The following is a 22,203-nucleotide window of genomic DNA, read 5'->3' on the forward strand; positions in this document are numbered from 1 at the left end:
AGATGTGTATAAGAGACAGCTGCATGCGTGCCGCCAGGCCATCGACCACCGCGGCGGGCTGAATCGCAGGCGCCCGGGGAGCTTCGATCGCGGTGGCCACCGGCGTCACCTCGGGCGTGCGGTACGGCGTCGGCCGTTGGGCGTCGGCGCCATAGACTTTCTCGTCGCAGCCGAACACCACTGTGGAGATCACCATGACGATGGTCAACACAAGCATCGATGGCCGCACGGCGGAAGGCCTCCTCAACAGCTAATCAGTCGCGTAGTTGCGCCGACGTCGGGTTTACGGGCTCGCCACACTGCTGCCACCGGCCCGCCGGTTAGGTTACCGCGTGGGCGTGCGGATCGCGCAGTTCGGTCGCCTCCAGAATTATCACGGCGGCGAGGTTCGGTGTGGAACGACCAGCGGCGATTTGCGCGATTTCACTGGTTGCGCTGCGTCTGGCACAATTGAGCAGTTGTCGCCTGCGGTTGATCTGCAGCGGAGTCCTGACGTCCCAGTCACCGCACAGCGCGACAACATGCCCGAACCCCATCGGCTCGGTAACCGTCTGCATGCTCACAACGCGTGTCGGCCGGTCCGGAGCCGCGACCCGCGAGGAAGTGTTTCCGCAATGAACACGCTGGACATCGTCGACAAGGCGTCGCTGCGCGACGACATCCCGGCCTTCGCCCCCGGCGACACGGTCAACGTGCACGTGAAGGTGATCGAGGGCTCCAAGGAGCGCATCCAGGTGTTCAAGGGTGTGGTCATCCGTCGGCAGGGTGGCGGCGTTCGCGAGACGTTCACCGTCCGCAAGGAGAGCTACGGCGTCGGAGTGGAGCGGACCTTCCCGGTGCACTCGCCCAACGTCGACCACATCGACGTCGTGGTGCGCGGTGACGTTCGGCGCGCCAAGCTGTACTACCTGCGTGAGCTGCGCGGCAAGAAGGCCAAGATCAAGGAAAAGCGCTGATCTTGCCCGAGCCGGGCTTTCTCCGGTCGGTCCCCGGTACCGCTGACGCGGTCATTACCCTGATCTCGTGACCGAAACCACGGGCTCATCACCCGAAAGTTCCCCCGAGGCTGCCGAGGCCGCCGAGGTGCCCGAGGACGGCAAGCACAGCACCCTGCGCGAGTCGGTCGTGCTGGTGACGATCGCGCTGGTGTTGTACTACCTGGTGCTGACGTTCGTGGCCCGCCCGTACCTCATTCCGTCGGAGTCGATGGAGCCGACGCTGCACGGCTGCCACGGCTGCGTCGGCGACCGCATCATGGTGGACAAGGTCACCTACCGCTTCGGCGCACCGCAGCCCGGTGACGTCGTGGTCTTCCGCGGCCCCCCGTCGTGGAATGTCGGCTACAAGTCGATCCGGTCCACCAACACACCGGTGCGCTGGGTGCAGAACGCGCTGTCGTTCATCGGGTTCGTCCCGCCGGACGAGAACGACTTGGTCAAGCGCGTCATCGCGGTAGGCGGCCAGACGGTTCAGTGCCGAAACGACACCGGCCTGACCGTCGACGGCAAGCTGCTGCACGAGCCCTACCTGAACCCGTCCACCCTGATGGTCGACCCGTTCGTCTATCCCTGCCTCGGCAACGAGTTCGGTCCGGTGACCGTGCCCGAGGGGCGGCTGTGGGTGATGGGTGACAACCGCACCCATTCGTCGGACTCGCGGGCGCACTGCGACTCGGTCCAGGCCCAGCCCGATCTGCAGCGCCGGATCCTGTGCACCGGAGAAGATCTGGACGCCGGCACCGTGCCGGTGGCCAACGTGATCGGCAAGACCCGGTTCATCGCCTGGCCGCCGTCGCGCTGGGGGCCGGTAAAATCGGTAAATCCCCAGAAGATGGCCGAGCAGGGCCCGTAACGATGGCTCCGGCCTGGCCGCCGCGCACGGTGATTCGTCGTTCACCGGGGCTGCGCACTCTGGAGTCGGCGCTGTACCGCAGTGGGCTCGGCCCGGTCGCCGGGGTCGACGAGGTCGGCCGCGGGGCTTGCGCCGGACCGCTGGTGGTGGCCGCCTGTGTGCTCGGGCCGGGCAAACCCGCGGCCCTGGCTGCGCTCGACGACTCCAAGAAGCTCACCGAGAAGGTCCGCGAGCAGCTGTTCCCGTTGATCTGTCGGTACGCGCTGGGCTACCACGTGGTGTTCATCGAGCCCGCCGACGTCGATGCGCGCGGTGTGCACGTGGCCAATATCGAGGGCATGCGGCGCGCGGTGGCTGGCCTGCCGCTGCGGCCCGGTTATGTGCTGTCCGACGGGTTCCGTGTCCCGGGCCTGCCGATGCCCTCGCTTCCGGTGATCGGCGGTGACGGGGCGGCGGCGTGCATTGCCGCGGCGAGCGTGCTGGCCAAGGTCAGTCGGGACCGCTACATGGCGACGCTGGACGTCGACCACCCCGGCTATGGATTCGCGGTGCACAAGGGCTACTCCACCGCGGCGCACACCGCGGCACTGTCTGCGCTAGGACCGTGCAGCCAGCATCGCTTCTCGTTTATCAATGTGCGCAACGTGGCACTCGCCTTGGCCGGGACTGGCGCGGCGACTGGGACAATGGGGACGAACCGAGCAGAAGGACGGCTGAGCAGATGAGTGCCGAGGATCTCGAGAAGTACGAAACCGAGATGGAACTCTCGCTGTACCGCGAATACAAGGACATCGTGGGCCAGTTCAGTTACGTGGTGGAGACCGAACGGCGCTTCTACCTCGCCAACAGCGTGGAGATGGTGCCCCGCAACGCCGACGGCGAGGTGTATTTCGAGCTTCGGCTGGCAGATGCCTGGGTGTGGGACATGTACCGCCCGGCCCGGTTCGTCAAGCAGGTGCGGGTGGTCACCTTCAAAGACGTCAACATCGAAGAGGTCGAGAAGCCCGAGCTGCGGCTGCCGGAGTAGCGCCCGAGACGCCTAGGTGCACCCACTGACCTGAGGCGCCGGCGCGGATAAAACTGCCCGACGACACCTTTGGCCGCAACCCGGCCGGCAAGATCCTCAAGCGGGTCCGGCGCGAACAATTCGCGGGCTGATGGGCCCGCATATGAACACCCCCGCGTCGGCGCACACTTGGGTCTAGGCTGACACCTATGACCGCTGTCGACCGTGCCGTCTCCCGCCGTGAAATCACAAATGCCCTGCTCAAGGCCATGGAGCGCCGTCATGAGGTGCTCGACGTGATCGTCGATTCCACCGACCGCGCGTCGGCCGTGCAGGCGATCGCGGACCTGCTCGGCGTCTCGCCGCTGGGCTGCGAAGCGGTGATCGGAATGTCGCTGGATCAGCTCACCAAAGAGTCGCGTGACAAGATCGCCGACGAGCTCAACGACCTGAACAACGAGCTGACATTCACCCTCGGTGACCGGCCGGCCAGTTCCGGCGAGACTCTGGTGCTGCGGGTGTTCTCCGGTGAGCAGGACCGAGACATCTTGGCGGACCGAACCACCGACGTCGGCGCAAGCGCCGACGGGTCCGGTCGGCCGGCCGACGACATCGGCGACGAGATCAGCTCGGCGCTGGCGCGCGTCGACGACGAGGACGCGGCACTGTTCGTCGCCATTGACGGCGGGGACAAGGTGGGGATGGTCTTCGGCGACCTCAACCACGGCGAGGTCAACGTGCGGATCTGGATTCACCCCGACCACCGCAAGAAGGGCTACGGCACCGCCGCGTTGCGCCGTGCCCGCGCTGAGATGGCGGCCTACTTTCCCGGTGTGCCGTTGATCGTTCGCGCGCCGGGTGCGCACGCCGGCTGAACCGGTTCGTCGCGCTTGCGATCGGTGACACGTCAGGCGATCTTGGCTTTCGAATTGCATTACCCCCATATGGCGCAACGGGTGCACGACGAAGCCTATGTGGGCCGGCGGTGACGGGTTCACGGTCGCAGCGAGCGGGCCGGACCGGCCGCATCTGCAGCTGTGGATGAACGCTGTACTGGGGATAACTTCGTGCCCGGCAGCTGGTTTCGGATCGTGTCGGCTCGACGCTGTCGGAGTGTTGACCGACGCTGACCGGCATGACAACCATGTCTCGCACCGAGCTGGGGGCCTTCGGCGAGCAAGTGGCCGTCGACCATCTGGTCGGGCACGGGTGGGCAATTCTGGCCCGCAACTGGCGCTGCCGGTACGGCGAACTGGATGTGATCGCCGCGGAGCGGCTCACGTGCACCGTGGTGTTCGTCGAGGTGAAGACCCGCAGCGGTGACGGCTTCGGCGGGCTGGCGTACGCGGTGGGGCCAGCGAAGGTGCGCAGGCTGCGGCGGCTGGCCGGGGTGTGGCTGGCGGGCCAGCAATCGCGCTGGGAAGGGGTCCGTCTCGACGTGATCGGGGTGCGGATCGGGCGCAGTCGCACCCCGGAGATCACCCATCTGCAGGGGGTGGGCTGAATGGCACTGGGTCGGGCGTTCTCGGTCGCGGTGCGCGGCCTTGACGGCTTGATCGTGGAGATCGAAGCCGACATCAGCTCAGGGCTTCCTGGAGTGCATCTGGTGGGGCTGCCCGACGCCGCGCTCCAGGAGTCGCGGGATCGTGTGCGCGCGGCGATCACCAACATTGGGCAGCGTTGGCCCGCAGCCCGACTGACGCTGGCGCTGTCGCCGGCGACGCTGCCGAAGATGGGCTCGGTATATGACCTGGCGCTGGCCGCCGCGGTGCTCTCGGCAGACCGCAAAGCACCGTGGTCGCGGTTGGAGAAGACGGTGCTGCTCGGGGAGCTCGCACTCGACGGGCGGGTGCGGCCGGTCCACGGGGTGCTGCCGGCGGTGTTGGCGGCCAAGAAGGGCGGCTGGGCTGCGGTGGTGGTCCCCGTGGACAACCTCGCCGAAGCCAGCTTGGTGGACGGCATCGACGTTTACGGTGTGGCAACGCTGGGCCGGTTGCACGGTTGGCTGGAGAGGGCTGCACGGCTGCAGGACCGGATCACCACCGCGGCTCCGGCTGCCGAGCCGATCGCGGACCTCGCCGAGGTGGTCGGCCAGGCGCAGGCCCGATTCGCTGTCGAGGTGGCTGCCGCCGGTTCCCATCATCTGATGCTGACCGGCCCACCCGGAATCGGCAAAACCATGCTGGCCCAACGCCTTCCCGGACTACTGCCGGCACTCACCGAAAGCGAGTCGTTGGAGGTCACCGCCATCCACTCGGTCGCGGGGCTGCTGTCGGGCAGCGCGCCGCTGATCACCCGGCCGCCTTTCATCGCACCGCATCACAGCTCGAGTGTCGCGGCGCTGGTCGGCGGCGGGTCCGGAATGGCCCGGCCCGGTGCGGTGAGCCGTGCCCACCGGGGCGTGCTGTTTCTCGACGAGTGCGCCGAGATCCGGGTCAGTGCGCTAGAGGCGCTACGTACACCGCTGGAAGACGGCGAGATCCGGCTGGCGCGGCGCGACGGGGTGGCCTGCTATCCGGCCCGCTTCCAGCTGGTCATGGCGGCCAACCCCTGCCCGTGCGCGCCGGCCGACCCCAGAGACTGCACCTGCAAACCGATGGAGAAGCGGCGCTACCTGGGCCGGCTGTCCGGTCCGCTGCTGGACCGGGTGGACCTGCGGGTGGAGATGCATCCGGTGCGCGCCGGTGCGTTCTCGGCGGCGGACGGCGAGTCGACCGCCGCGGTCCGTACCCGGGTCGCGCACGCCCGCGCCGCCGCAGCACACCGGTGGGCACCACACGGCTTTCACACCAATGCCGAGGTCAGCGGGGCGTTGCTGCGCCGCAGGTTTCGGCTCAGTACCGCGGCGATGGCTCCGTTGCGCACCGCGCTGGACCGCGGTCTGCTGTCGATCCGGGGCGCCAATCGCACCCTGCGGGTCGCCTGGACCCTGAGCGATCTGGCCGGGCGGGCGTCACCGGGACTGGACGAGGTCGCCGCAGCCCTGAGCTTCCGCCAGGCAGGTGCGGCCCGATGACCGCCGCAGACACCACCACGATGCGGGCGTGGGCCTTCCTGTCCCGGGTCGCCGAGCCGCCACGCCCGGAGCTGGCCGCGCTGGTCGATCGGATCGGCCCGGTGGAGGCAGCGCAACGGATTCGGTGCGGTGCAGTCGGTCCGGAGCTGGCCCGCCACACCGAAGTCCGACGCGAGATCGATCTCGCCGCTGAGGATCTGGAGATCCTCGACCGCCGCGGCGGCCGCCTGATCACTCCCGATGACGACGAGTGGCCGGTGCTGGCGTTCGCCGCGTTCGGGGGCGCTGATGCCGTGGGCAAGCCGGATTGTCGGCCACCGCTCGTGCTTTGGGCGGTGGGGCCGGCACGCCTCGACGAGGTCTCCGAGCGAGCCACCGCGATCGTCGGGACCCGGGCAGCAACCGCCTACGGCGAGCTGGTGACTGCGGACCTGGCCGCCGGATTAGCCGAACGCGACGTGGCAGTGGTTTCCGGCGGCGCCTACGGAATCGACGGCGCGGCCCACCGTGCGGCACTGGCCGCAGACGGGACCACCGTGGCGGTCCTGGCCGGCGGCATCGACATCGCTTACCCGGCAGGCCATTCCGCGCTGCTGCATCGCATCGGCGCCAGCGGCCTGCTGGTAACGGAGTATCCGCCCGGAGTACGTCCGGCCCGCTATCGGTTCCTGACCCGCAACCGGCTGGTGGCGGCGCTGGCAGGGGTCACGGTGGTGGTGGAGGCGGGACTGCGCAGCGGAGCGGCCAACACCGCTGCGTGGGCCCGGCTGCTGGGCCGGCCGGTGGCGGCGGTTCCCGGGCCGGTCACAAGCGCGGCCTCGGCCGGCTGCCACGTGCTGCTGCGCGGCGGCGCCGAGTTGGTGACCCGGGTGGACGAAGTGATCGAGCTCGCGGGTCGGGTGGGTGAACTGGCAGCCGATCCGCCGCGGCCGGCCACACCGCTGGACGGGCTCACCGTCGCCGAACGCCAGGTCTACGAAGCGCTGCCCGGGCGCGGCGTGGTCACCGTCGATCAGATCGCGGTGGCCTCCGGGTTGGCGCCGGCACAGGTGTTCGGGCCGCTGGCGATGCTGGAGGTCGCCGGCCTGGTGGCGCGGCGGGAAGGGAGCTGGGGGATAGCCCGCCCGAATCGGTAGCTCGTATAGTCGGCTGGGCAGGGCGAAGAGGGGAGACAGCGTGGCGGGACGACCGGTTCACACCTTCGAAGTTGTCCGTACTGAGCAGGCTTCGGCGCACATGATTCGAGTGGTGTTGGGCGGCAACGGGTTCGACACATTCAAGCCCAGCGATTTCACCGATTCGTACGTCAAGGTGATCTTTGTGCGTTATGACGTCGATGTCGCAGCGCTACCGCAGCCGTTGACCCTGGACAGCTTCGCGGCCCTGCCCGACGAGCAGCGTCCGGTGGTCCGCACCCTGACGGTGCGCCGCGCCGATCCGCTCGCCAGAGAGATCGCCATCGATGTCTCCGTGCACGGCGACCACGGCGTTGTCGGGCCGTGGGCGGCCAGCGCTGCGCCCGGGGATTCGGTCTACCTGATGGGTCCTTCCGGTGCCTACGCGCCGGACCCCGACGCCGACTGGCACCTGCTGGCCGGTGATGAGAGCGCGTTGCCGGCGATCGCTGCCTCGCTGGAAGCCCTACCGGCCGACGCAGTGGGCAAGGCATTCATCGAAGTCGCCGGGCCCGACGACGAGATCGCGCTGGACGTGCCGGACGGGGTCGAGCTGAGCTGGCTGCACCGCGGGGGACGTGCTGATCTGGTGGGGCAGGAGCGGGCCGGGGACAACGCCCCGCTGATCGAGGCGGTCACCACCGCCGCGTGGCTGCCGGGCCAGGTTCAGGTTTTCATCCACGGCGAGGCCCAGGCCGTCATGCACAATCTGCGGCCGTATGTCCGCAAGGAGCGCGGCGTTGACGCCAAGTGGGCGTCGATCTCGGGGTACTGGCGGCGCGGGCGCACCGAAGAGACCTTCCGGCAGTGGAAGAAGGAACTCGCCGCTAAAGAATCAGCCGAAGAACAGACAGGCTAACGCGATGGCTTTCGGGGACTACCAGTTCGAGATCTACCTGCAGGGCCTGGCCGGGGTGATGCCCGCGCTGCCGATGACCTACACCGAATTGGAGACCAAAGCCGCTGCGGCGCTTTCTCCCTCGGTGTGGTCCTATGTGGCCGGCGGTGCCGGTGACGAGCGCACTCAGCGGGCCAACGTCACCGCCTTCGACGGGTGGGGGCTGATCCCGAGGATGTTCGTCGGCGCCGCCGAGCGCGACCTGTCGATCGAGATGTTCGGGTTGCGGCTGCCCTCGCCGGTCTTCATGGCGCCGATCGGTGTCATCGGCATCTGCGCCCAGGACGGCCACGGGGATCTGGCCAGCGCGCGTGCCGCGGCGGCCACTGGCGTTCCGATGATGGTGTCCACCCTGACCGCCGACCCGCTCGAGGACGTCGCTGCGGAATTCGGCGACACCCCAGGCTTTTTCCAGCTGTACACGCCCAAAGACCGCGAGCTGGCCGCCAGCCTGGTGCATCGCGCGGAGGCTGCCGGTTACAAGGCGATCGTCGTCACCCTCGACACCTGGGTTCCGGGCTGGCGTCCCAGGGACCTGTCCACGTCGAACTTCCCGCAGTTGCGCGGGCACTGCCTGTCTAACTACTGGTCCGACCCGGTGTTCAGGGCGGGCCTGGCCCAGCCGCCCGAGGAGAATCCACAAGCCGCCATCTTGTCCTGGGTCCAGACCTTCGGAAACCCGTTGACCTGGGATGATCTGCCGTGGCTGCGGTCGTTGACAGACCTGCCGCTGATCGTTAAAGGCATCTGTCACCCCGACGACGTGCGGCGGGCTCGGGACGGCGGAGTGGACGGCATCTACTGCTCCACGCACGGCGGCCGCCAGGCCAACGGCGGACTGCCCGCACTGGACTGCCTGCCAGACGTGGTGGCGGCAGCCGACGGGATGCCGGTGCTCTTCGACTCGGGTATCCGCACCGGCGCCGACATCATCAAGGCTCTTGCCTTGGGCGCCACCGCGGTGGGCATCGGGCGGCCGTACGCGTATGGCCTGGCTCTGGGCGGCACCGCCGGGATCGTGCATGTGCTGCGCTCGCTGCTGGCCGAAGCCGACCTCATCATGGCCGTGGACGGCTATCCGTCACGGGTTGATCTCACCCCGGAAACGCTGCGGCGCGTCACCTGAGTGCTCGTGCGCGCCGTCTGAGACCGTGGTCGACGTGGACGCGATTCTCGAGGAGTTCGACGAGCACCTCGCCTTGGAGCGGGGCCGTTCCGATCACACCCGGCGCGCCTACCTCGGTGACCTGCGATCGCTGTTCGCGTTCCTCGCCGAGCAGGGGCACGCCGGCATCGAAGGCCTGAGCCTTCCGCTGCTGCGCAGTTGGCTGGCCGCGCAGGCCGGCGCCGGTGCCGCGCGCAGCACACTGGCGCGCCGCACCTCGACGGTCAAGACCTTCACCGCGTGGGCGGCGCGGCGCGGGCTGCTGGCATCGGATCCCGGTGCGCGCCTGCAGCTGCCGAAGGCGCGCCGGACGCTGCCGGCGGTTCTGCGCCGTGACCAGGCGCAAGACGCGATGACGGCCGCCAAATCCGGTGCCCAGCAAGATGATCCGCTGGCACTGCGGGACAGGCTGATCGCCGAGTTGCTCTACGCCACCGCCGTGCGGGTAAGCGAACTGTGCGGCCTGGACATCGACGACGTGGACAGTACGCGCCGAGTGGTGCGGGTGGTGGGCAAGGGCAACAAGCAACGCACGGTGCCGTTCGGGGAGCCCGCCGCCGACGCACTGGAGGCATGGCTCGCCAGGGGGAGGCCGCCGCTGGCGACGCTGGAGTCCGGCCCGGCGTTGCTGCTCGGGGCCCGCGGCGGGCGCCTCGACCCGCGCCAGGCGCGCACCGTGGTGCACCAGACCGTCGCCGCGGTCGGGGGAGCGCCGGATATGGGGCCGCACGGGCTGCGCCACACGGCGGCCACGCACCTGTTGGAGGGTGGGGCAGACCTGCGGATCGTGCAGGAGTTGCTCGGCCACTCCAGCCTGGCCACCACGCAGCTCTACACCCATGTGACCGTCGCCCGGTTGCGTGCCGTGCACGATCAGGCGCACCCGCGGGCGTGACGGTGCGGTCAACTGTCGAACTGCCGTCCGGACTGGTCTCCTACCTCGACTTTCGTCCCGACAATCCCGATTTCCGGTCTGGGGGAGCCGTGGTGCTGTTGCACGGCGGAGGTACGGACAGCGCCGAGTTGTCCTGGGGAGAGGTCGGACCACGCCTGGCTGCCGGCGGCTTCCGTGTCGTCGCTCCCGATCACCCCGGCTGCGGTGAGAGCCCGCTGCCCACCTGGCGGGTGACCCAGCAGCGGCTGGTCGCCTACGTGCGGGAATTCGTTGACGCCCTCGGACTGGAGCACTACGCCATCGGCGGGTTGTCGCTGGGCGGGGCACTGACAATCGGGCACGTGCTGGACCGGCCCGAACGGGTCACCGGGGCGCTGCTGTTGGACAGCTACGGCCTGATGCCGCGGCTGGCCGGCGGCAGACACCTGCTGGCGTGGGCGTTGCAACGTAGCGGTGCGCTGGATCTCGCCACTCACTGGATGGCCACGAACCGCGCCGCGCTGACGTGGAGCCTCAAATCGCTGATCCGTGATCCAGCGCAACGCACTCCCGAGCTGATCGCGCAGATCATCGCTGCCGCACAGCATCCCGGTTTTGCCGCTTTCGAGCAATGGCAGCACGACGAGATGCGCTGGAACAGGCTGAAAACCGACTACACGGCGCAGCTGGCGTCATTCCCGGCTCCGGCGCTGATCATCCACGGCGACCGGGATACCGGCGTGCCTATCGCCCGTGCCCGAGCGGCCGCCGCGCTGATCCCGCACGCCGAACTGAAAGTCATTGCCGGCGCTGGGCATTGGGTCCAACGAGACCAGCCCGATGTCGTCATCGCTGCCATGCTGGACTTCCTGCGTCGACTGCCTCCGCGCTAGCCGAAGTTCGGCCCGACACCGGCTTGAGCCGGATCGGCGTCGAGGCCAGCAACCCCAACGGGTCGAGGTAGTCGGCTCGCGACGCCGGTCCCCACATCGCGCCCCAGTGCAGGCAAACCGCACAGCCCGGATGGCCGGGCTCCAAGACACCGATCACCGATCCCGCGGCCACCAGCTGACCGATCCGGACTGCCGCTGACACCGGCTGGTAGCTGGTGCGCAGCCCGCCGGGGTGGGCCAGGGACACCACCGGTTGTCCACCGGAACGTCCGGCGAACACCACCGTGCCCGCACCTGCGGCGTACACCGGCCGGCCCGGTTCTCCGGCCAGGTCCACACCTCGGTGGCCGCGCTGCCAATCCGGGCGCGGGGCGTCGAATCGCCGCATCACCGCCGGCCGTGGCCGCAGCGGCCAGTCCAGCCGAACCGAGTCGCCATGCGCCGGCGCCGCCAGCAGAAGGCCTCCGACCAGCAACAACGCCACGCATCTCATCCGCCCAGTTCACCTCGGCGGCCCCGAATCGGGCCAGTCACCGCTGTGGACAAAGCACCTGTTCGGACCGTGTAAACTCATTTGCGCAGTTCGCTTATGCGGGCTGACTTCGCGTGTCTGCACACAACCGGATGTCGGGTGGTCCCCAACAGGGGTCCGGCATCTCAGCAGACACCAGGGCCCGGCCTCACCCGTCGCCGGGCGACAACCGACAAAAAAGGAAGCATGCACTCATGGCTGTCGTAACCATGAAGCAGCTGCTGGACAGCGGCGCTCACTTCGGGCATCAGACCCGTCGTTGGAATCCCAAGATGAAGCGGTTCATCTTCACCGACCGCAACGGCATCTACATCATCGACTTGCAGCAGACGCTGACCTTCATCGACAAGGCGTACGAATTCGTCAAGGAGACCGTCGCGCACGGCGGCTCCATCATGTTCGTCGGCACCAAGAAGCAGGCACAGGAGTCGGTCGCGGCCGAGGCCACCCGGGTCGGGATGCCGTATGTCAACCAGCGCTGGCTGGGCGGCATGCTCACCAACTTCTCCACCGTGCACAAGCGTCTGCAGCGCCTCAAGGAACTCGAGGCCATGGAGCAGACCGGCGGCTTCGAGGGGCGCACCAAGAAGGAAATCTTGATGCTGACCCGCGAGAAGAACAAGCTGGAGCGCAGCCTCGGCGGTATCCGCGACATGGCCAAGGTGCCGTCGGCTGTCTGGGTCGTCGACACCAACAAGGAGCACATCGCCGTCGGCGAGGCCCGCAAGCTGGGCATCCCGGTCATCGCGATCCTGGACACCAACTGCGACCCCGACCTGGTCGACTACCCGATCCCGGGCAATGACGACGCGATCCGCTCTGCGGCTCTGCTGACCAAGGTCATCGCCTCCGCGGTGGCCGAGGGGCTGCAGGCCCGGGCAGGTCAGGGCAACGGCGAGGGCAAGGCTGCGGCCGAAGCGGTCGAGCCGCTGGCCGAGTGGGAGCAGGAGTTGCTGGCGGGCGCCACCACCTCCGCGCCCGACGCCGACGCCGCAGCTGCCGGCGCCGAAACCACCACCGACGCATCGTAGGAAAGGCACACAACAGTGGCGAACTACACCGCTGCCGACGTTAAGCGGCTTCGGGAGCTCACCGGCTCAGGCATGATGGACTGCAAGAACGCGCTGGCCGAGAGCGACGGCGACTTCGACAAGGCCGTCGAGGTGCTGCGCATCAAGGGCGCCAAGGACGTCGGCAAGCGCGCCGAGCGTGCCACCGCCGAAGGTCTGGTCGCTGCCAAGGGTGGCGCGCTGATCGAGCTGAACTCCGAGACCGACTTCGTCGCCAAGAACGACGAGTTCAAGGCCCTCGCAGAAGAGGTTGTCACCGCCGCCGCGGCGGCCAAGACCTCCGATGTCGAGGAGCTCAAGGGCGCCAATATCGGTGACCGCACCGTTGGTGAGGCCATCGAGGCGCTGTCGGCCAAGATCGGCGAGAAGCTCGAACTGCGCCGGGTCGCCTACTTCGACGGCACCGTGGAGACCTACCTGCACAAGCGGGCCTCCGACCTGCCGCCGGCGGTGGGTGTGCTGGTCGAGTACACCGGTTCGGATACAGAGGCGGCCCACGCGGTGGCGCTGCAGATCGCCGCGCTCAAGGCCAAGTACCTGAGCCGCGACGACGTGCCCGCCGACCTGGTGGCCAACGAGCGCCGCATCGCCGAAGAGACGGCCAAGGAGGAGGGCAAGCCCGAGGCTGCCCTGCCCAAGATCGTCGAAGGCCGGGTCACCGGCTTCTTCAAGGACGTGGTGCTGCTGGACCAGTCGTCGGTTTCGGACTCGAAGAAGAGCGTCAAGGCGCTGCTCGACGAGGCCGGCGTTACCGTGACCCGCTTCGCGCGGTTCGAGGTCGGACAGGCCTAGTCACCTGCTACGAAAATCACCGCCAGCGCCCGGTGCTCGGGCCTGGCGGTGATTTTCGTTCGGGCGTCACAGGCTGTACTGGCCGGTCGGCTAATGTCACCGGCATGCAACATGTGCACGCTTTCGGCGACGATGCGCTCGGTGATTCCGACGCGGTTGGCCTGGTTGAACGGCTCCGATCCGGCGAGGTGACGCCCGCGGACCTGGTCGACGCCGCGATCGCGCGCACCGAAGCGGTCAACCCGCAGTTGAACGGCCTGGCCTACCGGGCATTCGACCGCGCGCGGGAGACCGCCCGGCACAGCGGCGGCGGCACCGGGCATCCCGGGTTCTTTCAGGGCGTCCCGACGTTCATCAAAGACAATGTCGACGTCGCCGGGATGCCGACCATGCAGGGCACCGATGCCTGGCAGCCGCACCCAGCCGCGGCCGACGGCGCTTTCGCCAAGCTCTACCTGAACACCGGGCTGATCGCGCTGGGCAAAACCCAGCTGAGCGAGTTCGGCTTCAGCGCTTCGGCCGAGCATCCGCGGATCGGCGCGGTGCGCAACCCGTGGAACACCGACTACACCGCGGCGGCGTCGTCGTCGGGATCGGCGGCGTTCGTGGCTGCCGGGGTGGTGCCGATCGCGCATGCCAATGACGGCGGCGGGTCCATCCGTATCCCCGCGGCCTGCAACGGCCTGGTCGGGCTCAAACCGTCGCGGGGCCGGCTACCGTTGGACAAGGATTTGCGTGCCATGCCGGTGCGGATCGTCTTCAACGGGGTGGTGACCCGCTCGGTGCGCGACACTGCCGCCTTTTACGCAGCAGCAGAACGGATCTCGCGCAACACCAAGCTGCCGCCGATCGGTGACGTCCGGGCACCTGGTGCCCAGCGTCTGCGGATCGCGGTGGTCACCCAATCGATCGCGCGCGAGACGTCGGCGGAGATGCGCGAGCTGACCTTGAAGACCGCCGCGCTGCTCGAGGAACTGGGGCACCACGTCGAGTACGTCGACGGGCCACCGGTGCCGGCGCACTTCGCCGACGATTTCCTGCTCTACTGGGCGTTTTTGGCGACCGCATTGGTCAAGGGCGGCAAGCGGATGTTCGGCCCCACCTTCGATCGCACCCGGCTGGACAACCTGACGCTGGGGCTGGATCGTCATGCCACCCGTCATCTTCACCGGCTACCGCTGGCGGTTGCGCGCCTGGCGGCGGTGCGCCGCCGGCACACCGCGCGGCTGTATGGCGACTATGACGTCGCGCTCACGCCGACGCTGGCCCACGAGACGCCGCGGGTGGGCCACCTGGACCCCACCGCCGGCTACGAGCAGATCATCGACCGGCTGATGGACTGGGTGGCGTTCACGCCGCTGCAGAATGCCACCGGTGAACCGGCGATCTCGCTGCCGCTGGCCGAATCCGCGGCCGGGTTGCCGGTGGGCATGATGTTCAGTGCCCCCATCGGGCGCGACGCCCGACTGTTGGAGTTGGCCTACGAACTGGAGGCCGCCAAGCCCTGGCCGACCATCGCCGCCCGGGCCTGACGGGTCGCTGCCCTGGACCGAGCGGTCACTCCGCGCCGATTCGCTCCAACATCTGCCGCAGCCGGTGTTGCTCGGCTGGGCTCAGCGCAGCCAGCACCCGACCGTCGGCGACGTGTACGGCATCTTCGGCCTGCTTCAGTAGCTCCCGCCCGGCGTCGGTCAAGTTCGCCGGCAGTGCCCGCCCGGACGGCACCGACTCTGGGCGGCTGACCGCGCCGCGGTTCTCCAGCCGGTGCAGCACGGTGTTCATCGCCTGTGGGGTGACGCCGGTGTGGCGGGCCAGTTCGGCGCTGGACAGTCCCGGACGCAGCGACAGGACTCGCATGCAGACGAATTCGGGCAACGCCAGCCCCAGTGGCCCGAGTACCGCGGTCACCTGCGGGCGCAGCGCCGAGCTGACCCGGTACAGCAGATAGCCCAGCGGAGCAACGTCCACGTCATCCATGTCAAATATCCTGACATACGGGGTCTGCGCTGAGCCGCTATAGATCGTTTCCCGCGTAGGACAGGTTGAAGCTCTTATTCGTCAGCGGGAAGTCCGGAACAATAGTGTCGGTCATCGACACCGGCAGCGCGGGCCAGTTGAACCAGGACGGGTCGACGATCTTCGCGCGCCCGATGACGCCGTCGGCTCCGATCTCCACCCGATGCAAGATGCTTCCGCGCCAGCCTTCGACGATGCCGACCCCGCTACCCGGGCCGGTCGCCGCCGGAACGGACTCCCGGATGTCGAGCGGGCCCTCGTGATTGTCGATCAGGTTGCGGCACAGAGCCACTGAGGCCGCGAACTCGTCGCGTCGAACGGTGTAGCGGGCCAGTACATCCCCGGCGCTCGCAGTCACCTCGGTCACCGGCAGCACGGTGGTCGGGTGGTCGAGGCGGGCGTCGGTGACAATCCCGCTGGCCCGAGCCACGTAGCCCAGGGTGCCCATCGCCACGGCGTCGTTGCGGTGCAATACCGAGGTGCCGGCGAACCGGTCATAGATCACCGAGTTGCCCAACGTCAGCTCGGCGATCTCGGCGATGTCATCAGCCAGCTCCTGTAGCCGGCTCGGCTCCGGAAGTGTTTGCAGCACCACACCTCCGGGGCTGATCGCCCCGCGCAAGAGTCGGTGCCCGGTCACCTGCGCGTTGATACGCAGCACAAGTTCGCGGACGCGCTGGGCGTGGGCGTTGGCCAGGCCGAAGCCCACATCATTGGCGAGGGCACCCAGATCGGCGGCGTGGTTGTAGAGGCGCTCGAGCTCGACGAGCAGTGCGCGCAACCGATGTGCCGGATCGGGCAGCACGACTCCGAGCGCGTCCTCGACGGCCAGGCTGTGCGCGAGCGCGTGACCGGCTGAGGTGTCACCGCTGATCCGTTCGGCCAGGTCCACCGCCGCGAGCGCCGCCCGGCCCTGAAAGAGTCGCTCGATCCCGCGGTGAACGAACCACAGTCGTGCCTTGAGGCGCAACACCGATTCGCCGACGACCGAGAACCGGAAGTGGCCCGGCTCGATCAGACCGGCGTGTACCGGGCCGACCGGGATCTCGTAGACCCCGGCGCCGTCCACGGTCAGGAAGGGGAAGTGGTCCGCCGCAACGAAGTCGCCGGGTGGTCCGGCATTGTTGCGCATCGGATGCCAACCCTGCGGCCAATGCGCATGCAGTACCAGGCGGCGCGGCTGCGGATGATCGACCGGGATGATCCCGTACAGATCGAGCATCTCGCGCTCGAATCGCCCGGCCTGAAAAGACAGCCGGGCCAGCGAGGGGATCGTCGGGGCGTCCGCCGGAACGGTCAGGGTCAGCTCCCGGCGGCGATCGGGGCGGCCGGCGAGGAACAGGTACACCACCCGCAGGGTGTCGCCGTCATCGTGAGCGGCCATCAGTGCCAGCCGGAACCCGTCGGCGAGCAGAGCCGTGGCCGCATCGATCAACTCATCGTCGGTGACCGGCTGCGTGCTGGTGATCGGCTCCATCAGCGGACTCCGAGTTGGCTTGCGGCGGTTGTGAACAAGTCGGTCAGCGGGCCCGCAGTCACTCCGAGGGCGAGCGAGAGCAGCACCCCGGCCACCAGCGCGCCCGCAACCGTCACCGGTACCCGGATCGCCGGGGCGCCGACGTCCGGGGTGCCCAGCAGCAGGCGGCCGGAGTTGCGCAGCAGGGCGGCGAACGCCACCACCAGCGCCACCAGTGCCAGACCGAGAGCCCAGGCCAGGCGCGCATCGGCCAGCGAGAGTGCGATCGCCACCTCGCTGGCGAACATCGCGAACGGGGGCAAACCGAGCAGGACCACCAGGCCGGCCGCGAACGCGCCGCCGACCAACGGTGACCTGCCGAACACCGCGGTGATCTCACCGATCGCGGTGGTGCCATGGGCGGCCTGCAGCTGCCCGCCGGCCAGGAACAGCACGGTCTTGCCGACCCCGTGAGCCAGCACGTGCAGCAGCAGCGCCGTGATCGCCAGCTGGGTGCCCGCCGCCGCGGCGACCGCGATCAGGCCCATGGTCTCCATCGATGAATAGGCCAGCATCCGTTTGAGATCGGTCGTGACGGTGAGCAGCAACGCAGCTATCAGCAGTGTCACCAGACCGGCGGCCAGCAGTGCCGTCCGCAGAAACGCCGGGCCCACCGCGGCATCGATGATCGGCTTGATCCGGATCAGCACCGAGAACGCGACCGAGAGCAGTACCCCGCTCATCAACGCCGAAACCGGAGCCGGGGCCTGGCTGTGCGCATCGGCGAGCCAGGTGTGAAACGGCGCCAGGCCCATCTTGGCTCCATAGCCGATCAGCAGCAGTGCGCCCGCCAACCTGATCACCGCCGGGTCGAGCCCTCCGGCATGAGCGGCCAGCACGTCGAGGTCCAGCGCGTCTTCAGCGCCCGCCCCGGCATGCAGTGCGGCGAAATGCAGTAACACGGTGCCCAGGAACGCGATCGTGATGCCCACCGAACACACCATGACGTACTTCCAGGTGGCCTCCAGCGCGGCCCGACTGCGGCGGTGCCCGACCAGAAACGCGGTGACGACCGTGGTGGCCTCCACCGCGATCCACACCACGCCGATGTTGTTGGCCGACACCGCAAGAGCCATCGCCGCCAAGAACGCCGGGGTCAGGATGCCGTACAACCGCGCGCCGCGCGCATCGGTGTGCCCACATGCCAATTCGGCGTCGACGTAGCCGATGCTCGCCCAGGTGGCCAGACTGCCGACCACACCGATGGTGATCAGCATCGTCACCGACAGTGCGTCGGCCCGCAACAGGCCGTTCAGCGCCAGATGGGCCCCGTCGCCGACCTGAAAAGCCAGGGCGACACCGGATCCGAGGATGGTCAGCGCCGACATCACCGTGACGGCGGCGCTGAACCGGCGCCAGCCGAGCGTCGCCGAGCACAGCGTGGCCAGCACCGGTGCCAGCAGTGGAAGCACAATCAGAAGTGTCATCAGTCGCGTAGCTCCCGCAACAGGTCCAGGTCCACGCCGCCGAAGGCGTTGCGCAGTTGTCCGGTCAGCACTCCGAGCACGATCAAGACGAACAGCACATCCAGCGAGGCGCCGAGTTCGACGATCAGCGGGACCCCGGCGGTCAGCAGGAACGCGGTCGCAGCGATTCCGTTGTCCAGCATCAGCAGCCCGACCGCCTGTGAGATGGCGTGGCGGCGGGTCGCCATGGTGAACAGGGCGATCAGCACCGTCGCGATGGCCGCCGGGGCGGCGTTCGTCGCGGTACTGGGCGCCAGCGCGACCACCGGTTGGGCGATGGTGAAGGCCGCGACCACCAGTGCGGTGACCATCAGCAGCGATGCGGTCGTGCTGACCAGGGGAGCGGACTCGCGGCGTTCTTGGCGTTCGGCGCCTAACGCTCGGTGTAGCAGCCACGGCAGCAGCACCGCACGTACCGCCAGTACGCCGAGGCCTACCAACAGCAGGGCTCGATCATGCTCGTGCACACCGCGAATCACCGGGATCGCGGCCAGCGCGACACCCTGGGCGACGAGCAACCGGCGAACCACCACCGACAGGTCGCGGTGCCAGACCGCCAGCACCGCGGCCAGCAGAACGCCACCGGCAGCCAGGTCCAGCATGTTGACGTAGTCGATCCACGCGTCGTTCATCCGGCCGCTCCCGAAAAGAAGTTCGCCGCCGTCACGGCCAGCACCGCCAGGACAAAGGACCCAGCGAGTAGTTCAGGCACCCGAAACAGGCGCAGCTTGGCCAGGAAGACCTCCACGGCGGCCATGACTGCGGCTAGCGCCGCCACTTTGAGTGCGATCGCGCCGGCGCCGACGATCAGGTCGAGCACACTGGGCTCCGCGGCGGCAATGCCCCAGGGAAAGAACAGGTTTGCCAGCAACGCCAGCAGCACGGTCAGCCGCATGCCGCTTGCCCATTCGACCATGGCCAGCTTGGGCCCGGCATATTCGAGCACCATGGCCTCGTGCACCATGGTCAGCTCCAGGTGGGTGGACGGGTTGTCCACCGGCAGCCGGCCGGTCTCGGCGACGATCACGATGACCAGCGCGACGAACGCGAGCGCGCTCGCCAGTGAGATCACCTGACCGGGATGCTCGCTGGTGTTGCCGACGATGGCGCCCAGGTTGGCTGAGTTCGCCGGGATGGACAGGGCGAACACCGCCACCAGGATGGTCGGTTCCACCAGCGCCGCGATCGTGATCTCGCGGCTGGCGCCCATCCCGCCGAAGGCCGTCGCGGTGTCGATGCCCGCCAAGGTCAGAGCCACCGTTCCCAAAAACAGCAGGCCCACAACGGTGATCAGGTCGGCGATCGGGTCCAGCGGCGAGCCGGTCGCCACCAAAGGTGCGGTGGCGACGATGACCAGTGTGGTGGCGGCCAGCGCGGCCGGCGCCGCGGCAAACACCCAGGTGGTGCCGAGCGGCGTGAGATTCTGCTTGCCCAGCAGTTTGCGGATGTCACGCCACGGTTGCCAGATCCCGGCGCCGGTGCGGCCCTCGGCGCGGGCACGGACCTGGCGCATCAGGCCGATGACCAGTGGGGCTCCTGCGATGACGCCGGCGACCTGCACGAAGCCCGCCAGGTATGTCAGTGCGTTCATCGCGCCACCAACATGGCGATCAGCACTCCCACCGCGCCGTAAGCCAGGTAGAGGTGCACACTGCCGGTGTGAGCGCGGCGCACCAGCTGCGCGGCGGCGGCCACGGCCCGCAGCAGCGGGGCATACCAGCGGTCTTCGACGACGTCGGCCACCCGCGCCCGGTAGGCGATCCGGTCGACGTAGTAGCTCGACGGAGCTTGGCGGCTTACTTCGACCGCGGTGTCGGTGTGCAGCACATCATCGAAAACCTGCTGTAAGGGTTGGGCGAACGACGTCGCGGTGTATTGCATTCGTGGGCTCAATTCGTCTGCGCCGCAAGCCCACAGTGGCACCGTGGCGGTACTCGGCCGCCGCTGTGCCCGCCAGCGTGAACCGATCAGCACCACCACGACCGCGGCGGCCAGAACGACGGCCAGCAGGCCAGGGGACATCGACGCGTCCAGCCCGGGAATGCGCAGGTAGGTTCCGAGCTCCGGGGCCGCCCCGGATACCGGCAGGATGTCGAGCACCCGGTGCAGCAGCGGGCCCACGGTGCCCGGCGCGACGGCCAGCACCAGGCAGGCGAGTGCGGCCACGGTCATCCCGGCGAGCATCGCGCCGGGCGCTTCCCGGGCCGCTGCGGCGGCATCTGAGCGTGGCCGAGCCAGGAACCCGATGCCGAAGGCCTTGACCATGGCGGCCACCCCCAGGCCGGCGGTCAGTGCGACCGCACCCACGGCCAGCGGTGTCACCAGGGTGACCGTGAGGTCGTGGTCGGCTCGGGCATGCATCAGCGACTGGATCAGCAGCCATTCACTGACGAAGCCCGCTCCCAACGGCAGGCCGGCGGCGCCGAGCGCAGCCACCCCGAACAACGTTGTCGTGCCTGGCATGCGGCGGGCCAGCCCGCCGAGCCGATCCAGGTCGCGCAGGCCGGTGGCGGCCAGCACCGACCCGGCGGCCAGGAATCCGAGGCTCTTGAACGCACTGTGGGCAAGCAGATGCAGCAGCGCCGCGACCGCGGCCACGGCCGCGGCGTCACGCGATCCGGCACCCGACAACAACGTCGCCGCACCCAGTGCCAGGGTGATCAGCCCGATGTTCTCCGTCGTCGAATAGGCAAGCAGCCGTTTGAGGTCGGTTGCCACCGATGCCTGCAACACTCCGTAGAGCGCCGATGCGCCACCGGCGAACAACAGCGTCAGACCCCACCAGCGCGGTCCGGGCCCGAGCAGTTGCACGTCGACACGGATGATCCCGTAGATGCCGAGGTTGACCATGGCGGCACTGAGCAATGCCGAGACCGGACTGGGTGCTTCGGGGTGCGCCCGGGGCAGCCACGCGTGCAGGGGCATGAGTCCGGCTTTGGAGCCGAAGCCGATCAGGGTCAACACGAAGACGGTGTCGCGGACCCGATCGGGCAGCGTGCCCATACCGGCGAAGTCGTCGCCGGCGTGCGCTGCCAGCACCACCATGCCCAGCAGCAGCGAGACGAAGCCCAGTTGGGTCATCACCGCGTAGATCAGCGCGGCCGAACGTACCTCGCTGCGCCGTTGATCGGTGAGCACCAACACCAGCGAGGCCAGCGCCATCAGTTCCCACGCAAGCAGGAACGTCGTCACCGACCCGGCCGCCGGAACCGTCAGCAGGGTGGCGACGAACAGCGGCAGCGTCAGCAGCGGGACCGCACCGTAGCGCTCGTGGCGTGCATAGCCGATCCAGTACAGGCCGGCGGCCACAGCCACCGCACCGGTCAGGCCCATGAAGAACCCGCCGAGCGCATCGATGCGCAGCTGCACACCCAGCAGCGGCACCAGCCAGTCGATGCGGATCGCGGGCACGCTGCCGAACACACCGGCCAGGCCGATCCCGACCCCGGCCGCACCGATGCCGGCCGTGGCAGTACCGCTGAGGACTGCTGGGAGCCCCTGGTGGTGTGACGTGTCAGGGGTCGAAACCGTCAGCGTGCTCACCGGCCGGTCACCGACCGCAGCGCGGCGAGGATCTGCTCGGGCGTCGGCGGGCAGCCGGGGATCTCGACATCGACCGGGACCACTTCGCCGACCGCTCCCACCGTTGCGTAGGACTGCGCGAACACCCCGCGGTTGAGGGCACAGTCCCCGCACGCGATGACTTTGCGGGGCTGCGGGGTGGCCTCCAGGGTGTTTCGCAGCGGCTCGGCCATGTTGCGGGTGACCACCCCGGTGACCAGCAGGGCGTCGGCGTGACGTGGCGAGGCGACGAGCCGGGCGCCGAATCGCTCGGCGTCGTACACCGGGCTGAATGCCCCGGCGATCTCGATCTCGCAGCCGTTGCACGATCCGGCGTCGACGTGGCGGATCTGCACCTGTCTCTTATACACA

At 68.7% G+C, this 22,203-nt stretch carries 24 protein-coding genes and 1 pseudogene; 15 read left to right on the plus strand and 10 right to left on the minus strand.

Annotated features, from left to right (window positions below; genetic code table 11):
• Positions 1-229, minus strand: a pseudogene (locus tag LI94_RS12415) (hypothetical protein); the annotation flags it as partial.
• 91 nt (positions 230-320) lie between these two features.
• Positions 321-557 (minus strand): hypothetical protein, encoded by a 237-nt coding sequence (locus LI94_RS12420; RefSeq protein WP_024443225.1) that lies wholly within the window; start codon positions 555-557, stop codon positions 321-323.
• A gap of 57 nt (positions 558-614) precedes the next feature.
• Here LI94_RS12420 and rplS point away from each other — a divergent pair, with 57 nt between their 5' ends.
• From rplS to LI94_RS12480, 12 genes are all read left to right on the plus strand, one after another.
• Complete coding sequence (gene rplS / locus LI94_RS12425; protein ID WP_024443224.1) at positions 615-956, plus strand: 50S ribosomal protein L19; 342 nt, start codon at positions 615-617, stop codon at positions 954-956.
• Between the two features lie 127 nt (positions 957-1,083).
• The gene (gene lepB / locus LI94_RS12430) at positions 1,084-1,851 is read left to right on the plus strand and encodes a signal peptidase I (RefSeq protein WP_231384336.1); all 768 of its coding nucleotides are present in this window, start codon (positions 1,084-1,086) and stop codon (positions 1,849-1,851) included.
• A 2-nt stretch (positions 1,852-1,853) separates the two neighbouring features.
• Complete coding sequence (locus LI94_RS12435; RefSeq protein WP_024443222.1) at positions 1,854-2,576, plus strand: ribonuclease HII; 723 nt, start codon at positions 1,854-1,856, stop codon at positions 2,574-2,576.
• Complete coding sequence (locus tag LI94_RS12440; RefSeq protein WP_012393608.1) at positions 2,573-2,878, plus strand: DUF2469 domain-containing protein; 306 nt, start codon at positions 2,573-2,575, stop codon at positions 2,876-2,878. Before LI94_RS12435 ends, LI94_RS12440 begins: the two co-directional genes overlap by 4 nt.
• Positions 2,879-3,066: 188 nt before the next feature.
• Entirely contained in the window at positions 3,067-3,732 is a 666-nt protein-coding gene (locus LI94_RS12445) for a GNAT family N-acetyltransferase (protein WP_024443221.1), read from the plus strand.
• 260 nt (positions 3,733-3,992) lie between these two features.
• Entirely contained in the window at positions 3,993-4,361 is a 369-nt protein-coding gene (locus tag LI94_RS12450) for a YraN family protein (RefSeq protein ID WP_024443220.1), read from the plus strand.
• Positions 4,362-5,873 (plus strand): YifB family Mg chelatase-like AAA ATPase, encoded by a 1,512-nt coding sequence (locus LI94_RS12455; protein ID WP_024443219.1) that lies wholly within the window; start codon positions 4,362-4,364, stop codon positions 5,871-5,873. It abuts the gene before it with no gap.
• The gene (dprA, locus tag LI94_RS12460) at positions 5,870-7,009 is read left to right on the plus strand and encodes a DNA-processing protein DprA (protein WP_024443218.1); all 1,140 of its coding nucleotides are present in this window, start codon (positions 5,870-5,872) and stop codon (positions 7,007-7,009) included. Before LI94_RS12455 ends, dprA begins: the two co-directional genes overlap by 4 nt.
• 40 nt (positions 7,010-7,049) lie before the next feature.
• Complete coding sequence (locus LI94_RS12465) at positions 7,050-7,907, plus strand: siderophore-interacting protein (RefSeq protein ID WP_024443217.1); 858 nt, start codon at positions 7,050-7,052, stop codon at positions 7,905-7,907.
• A 4-nt stretch (positions 7,908-7,911) separates the two neighbouring features.
• On the plus strand, positions 7,912-9,072 hold the full coding sequence (locus LI94_RS12470; protein ID WP_024443216.1) for an alpha-hydroxy-acid oxidizing protein: 1,161 nt from the start codon (positions 7,912-7,914) through the stop codon (positions 9,070-9,072).
• A 34-nt stretch (positions 9,073-9,106) separates the two neighbouring features.
• The gene (locus tag LI94_RS12475; RefSeq protein WP_046301385.1) at positions 9,107-10,006 is read left to right on the plus strand and encodes a tyrosine recombinase XerC; all 900 of its coding nucleotides are present in this window, start codon (positions 9,107-9,109) and stop codon (positions 10,004-10,006) included.
• Positions 10,003-10,878, plus strand: a complete 876-nt coding sequence (locus LI94_RS12480) for an alpha/beta hydrolase (RefSeq protein ID WP_046301386.1) — start codon at positions 10,003-10,005, stop codon at positions 10,876-10,878. The genes LI94_RS12475 and LI94_RS12480 overlap by 4 nt, the downstream gene beginning before the upstream one ends.
• On the opposite strand, the gene LI94_RS12485 is transcribed toward LI94_RS12480, so the two are convergent.
• Positions 10,832-11,371, minus strand: a complete 540-nt coding sequence (locus LI94_RS12485) for a M23 family metallopeptidase (RefSeq protein ID WP_024443213.1) — start codon at positions 11,369-11,371, stop codon at positions 10,832-10,834. The genes LI94_RS12480 and LI94_RS12485 overlap by 47 nt on opposite strands.
• A gap of 233 nt (positions 11,372-11,604) precedes the next feature.
• Here LI94_RS12485 and rpsB point away from each other — a divergent pair, with 233 nt between their 5' ends.
• The 3 genes from rpsB to LI94_RS12500 all read left to right on the plus strand — a co-directional run bounded on the left by rpsB (position 11,605) and on the right by LI94_RS12500 (position 14,804).
• Positions 11,605-12,441 carry a 30S ribosomal protein S2 gene (gene rpsB / locus LI94_RS12490; RefSeq protein ID WP_024443212.1) on the plus strand — a complete coding sequence of 279 codons (837 nt, stop codon included), beginning with the start codon at positions 11,605-11,607 and terminating at the stop codon, positions 12,439-12,441.
• A 15-nt stretch (positions 12,442-12,456) separates the two neighbouring features.
• Positions 12,457-13,272 (plus strand): translation elongation factor Ts, encoded by an 816-nt coding sequence (gene tsf / locus LI94_RS12495; RefSeq protein ID WP_024443211.1) that lies wholly within the window; start codon positions 12,457-12,459, stop codon positions 13,270-13,272.
• Between the two features lie 104 nt (positions 13,273-13,376).
• Positions 13,377-14,804 carry an amidase gene (locus tag LI94_RS12500; protein WP_046301387.1) on the plus strand — a complete coding sequence of 476 codons (1,428 nt, stop codon included), beginning with the start codon at positions 13,377-13,379 and terminating at the stop codon, positions 14,802-14,804.
• A 25-nt stretch (positions 14,805-14,829) separates the two neighbouring features.
• Here the strand turns inward: LI94_RS12500 and LI94_RS12505 are convergent, their stop codons facing one another.
• The 7 genes from LI94_RS12505 to LI94_RS12535 all read right to left on the minus strand — a co-directional run.
• Positions 14,830-15,249, minus strand: a complete 420-nt coding sequence (locus tag LI94_RS12505) for a MarR family transcriptional regulator (protein ID WP_046301388.1) — start codon at positions 15,247-15,249, stop codon at positions 14,830-14,832.
• Between the two features lie 37 nt (positions 15,250-15,286).
• Positions 15,287-16,765 carry an NADH-quinone oxidoreductase subunit C gene (locus LI94_RS12510; RefSeq protein ID WP_046301389.1) on the minus strand — a complete coding sequence of 493 codons (1,479 nt, stop codon included), beginning with the start codon at positions 16,763-16,765 and terminating at the stop codon, positions 15,287-15,289.
• Positions 16,765-18,231: a proton-conducting transporter membrane subunit gene (locus LI94_RS12515; RefSeq protein WP_046301390.1), complete on the minus strand. Its 1,467-nt coding sequence runs from the start codon at positions 18,229-18,231 to the stop codon at positions 16,765-16,767. The genes LI94_RS12510 and LI94_RS12515 overlap by 1 nt, the downstream gene beginning before the upstream one ends.
• Positions 18,231-18,902 (minus strand): hypothetical protein, encoded by a 672-nt coding sequence (locus tag LI94_RS12520; RefSeq protein ID WP_024443206.1) that lies wholly within the window; start codon positions 18,900-18,902, stop codon positions 18,231-18,233. Before LI94_RS12520 ends, LI94_RS12515 begins: the two co-directional genes overlap by 1 nt.
• Positions 18,899-19,852: an NADH-quinone oxidoreductase subunit H gene (locus LI94_RS12525; RefSeq protein WP_152664818.1), complete on the minus strand. Its 954-nt coding sequence runs from the start codon at positions 19,850-19,852 to the stop codon at positions 18,899-18,901. Before LI94_RS12525 ends, LI94_RS12520 begins: the two co-directional genes overlap by 4 nt.
• A gap of 5 nt (positions 19,853-19,857) precedes the next feature.
• Entirely contained in the window at positions 19,858-21,729 is a 1,872-nt protein-coding gene (locus tag LI94_RS12530; RefSeq protein WP_052739931.1) for a proton-conducting transporter membrane subunit, read from the minus strand.
• An 80-nt stretch (positions 21,730-21,809) separates the two neighbouring features.
• Positions 21,810-22,203: NADH-quinone oxidoreductase subunit B family protein (locus LI94_RS12535; protein ID WP_046301393.1), on the minus strand; the 394-nt coding region annotated here is incomplete at its 5' end.

It is taken from the genome of Mycobacterium sp. UM_Kg27, assembly GCF_000972905.1.
In the GTDB taxonomy this organism is placed as follows: Bacteria; Actinomycetota; Actinomycetes; order Mycobacteriales; family Mycobacteriaceae; genus Mycobacterium.

Excerpts from the sequence above, each read along its gene's own strand:
- LI94_RS12520 (WP_024443206.1), bottom strand. The coding sequence starts at position 18,902 with ATGAACGACGCGTGGATCGACTACGTCAACATGCTGGACCTGGCTGCC.
- LI94_RS12440 (WP_012393608.1), top strand. The coding sequence starts at position 2,573 with ATGAGTGCCGAGGATCTCGAGAAGTACGAAACCGAGATGGAACTCTCG.
- LI94_RS12510 (WP_046301389.1), bottom strand. The coding sequence starts at position 16,765 with ATGGAGCCGATCACCAGCACGCAGCCGGTCACCGACGATGAGTTGATC.
- LI94_RS12450 (WP_024443220.1), top strand. The coding sequence starts at position 3,993 with ATGACAACCATGTCTCGCACCGAGCTGGGGGCCTTCGGCGAGCAAGTG.
- LI94_RS12505 (WP_046301388.1), bottom strand. The coding sequence starts at position 15,249 with ATGGATGACGTGGACGTTGCTCCGCTGGGCTATCTGCTGTACCGGGTC.
- dprA (WP_024443218.1), top strand. The coding sequence starts at position 5,870 with ATGACCGCCGCAGACACCACCACGATGCGGGCGTGGGCCTTCCTGTCC.
- LI94_RS12485 (WP_024443213.1), bottom strand. The coding sequence starts at position 11,371 with ATGAGATGCGTGGCGTTGTTGCTGGTCGGAGGCCTTCTGCTGGCGGCG.
- LI94_RS12470 (WP_024443216.1), top strand. The coding sequence starts at position 7,912 with ATGGCTTTCGGGGACTACCAGTTCGAGATCTACCTGCAGGGCCTGGCC.
- LI94_RS12455 (WP_024443219.1), top strand. The coding sequence starts at position 4,362 with ATGGCACTGGGTCGGGCGTTCTCGGTCGCGGTGCGCGGCCTTGACGGC.
- rpsB (WP_024443212.1), top strand. The coding sequence starts at position 11,605 with ATGGCTGTCGTAACCATGAAGCAGCTGCTGGACAGCGGCGCTCACTTC.
- rplS (WP_024443224.1), top strand. The coding sequence starts at position 615 with ATGAACACGCTGGACATCGTCGACAAGGCGTCGCTGCGCGACGACATC.
- LI94_RS12445 (WP_024443221.1), top strand. The coding sequence starts at position 3,067 with ATGACCGCTGTCGACCGTGCCGTCTCCCGCCGTGAAATCACAAATGCC.
- LI94_RS12500 (WP_046301387.1), top strand. The coding sequence starts at position 13,377 with ATGCAACATGTGCACGCTTTCGGCGACGATGCGCTCGGTGATTCCGAC.
- LI94_RS12515 (WP_046301390.1), bottom strand. The coding sequence starts at position 18,231 with ATGACACTTCTGATTGTGCTTCCACTGCTGGCACCGGTGCTGGCCACG.
- LI94_RS12420 (WP_024443225.1), bottom strand. The coding sequence starts at position 557 with ATGCAGACGGTTACCGAGCCGATGGGGTTCGGGCATGTTGTCGCGCTG.
- LI94_RS12435 (WP_024443222.1), top strand. The coding sequence starts at position 1,854 with ATGGCTCCGGCCTGGCCGCCGCGCACGGTGATTCGTCGTTCACCGGGG.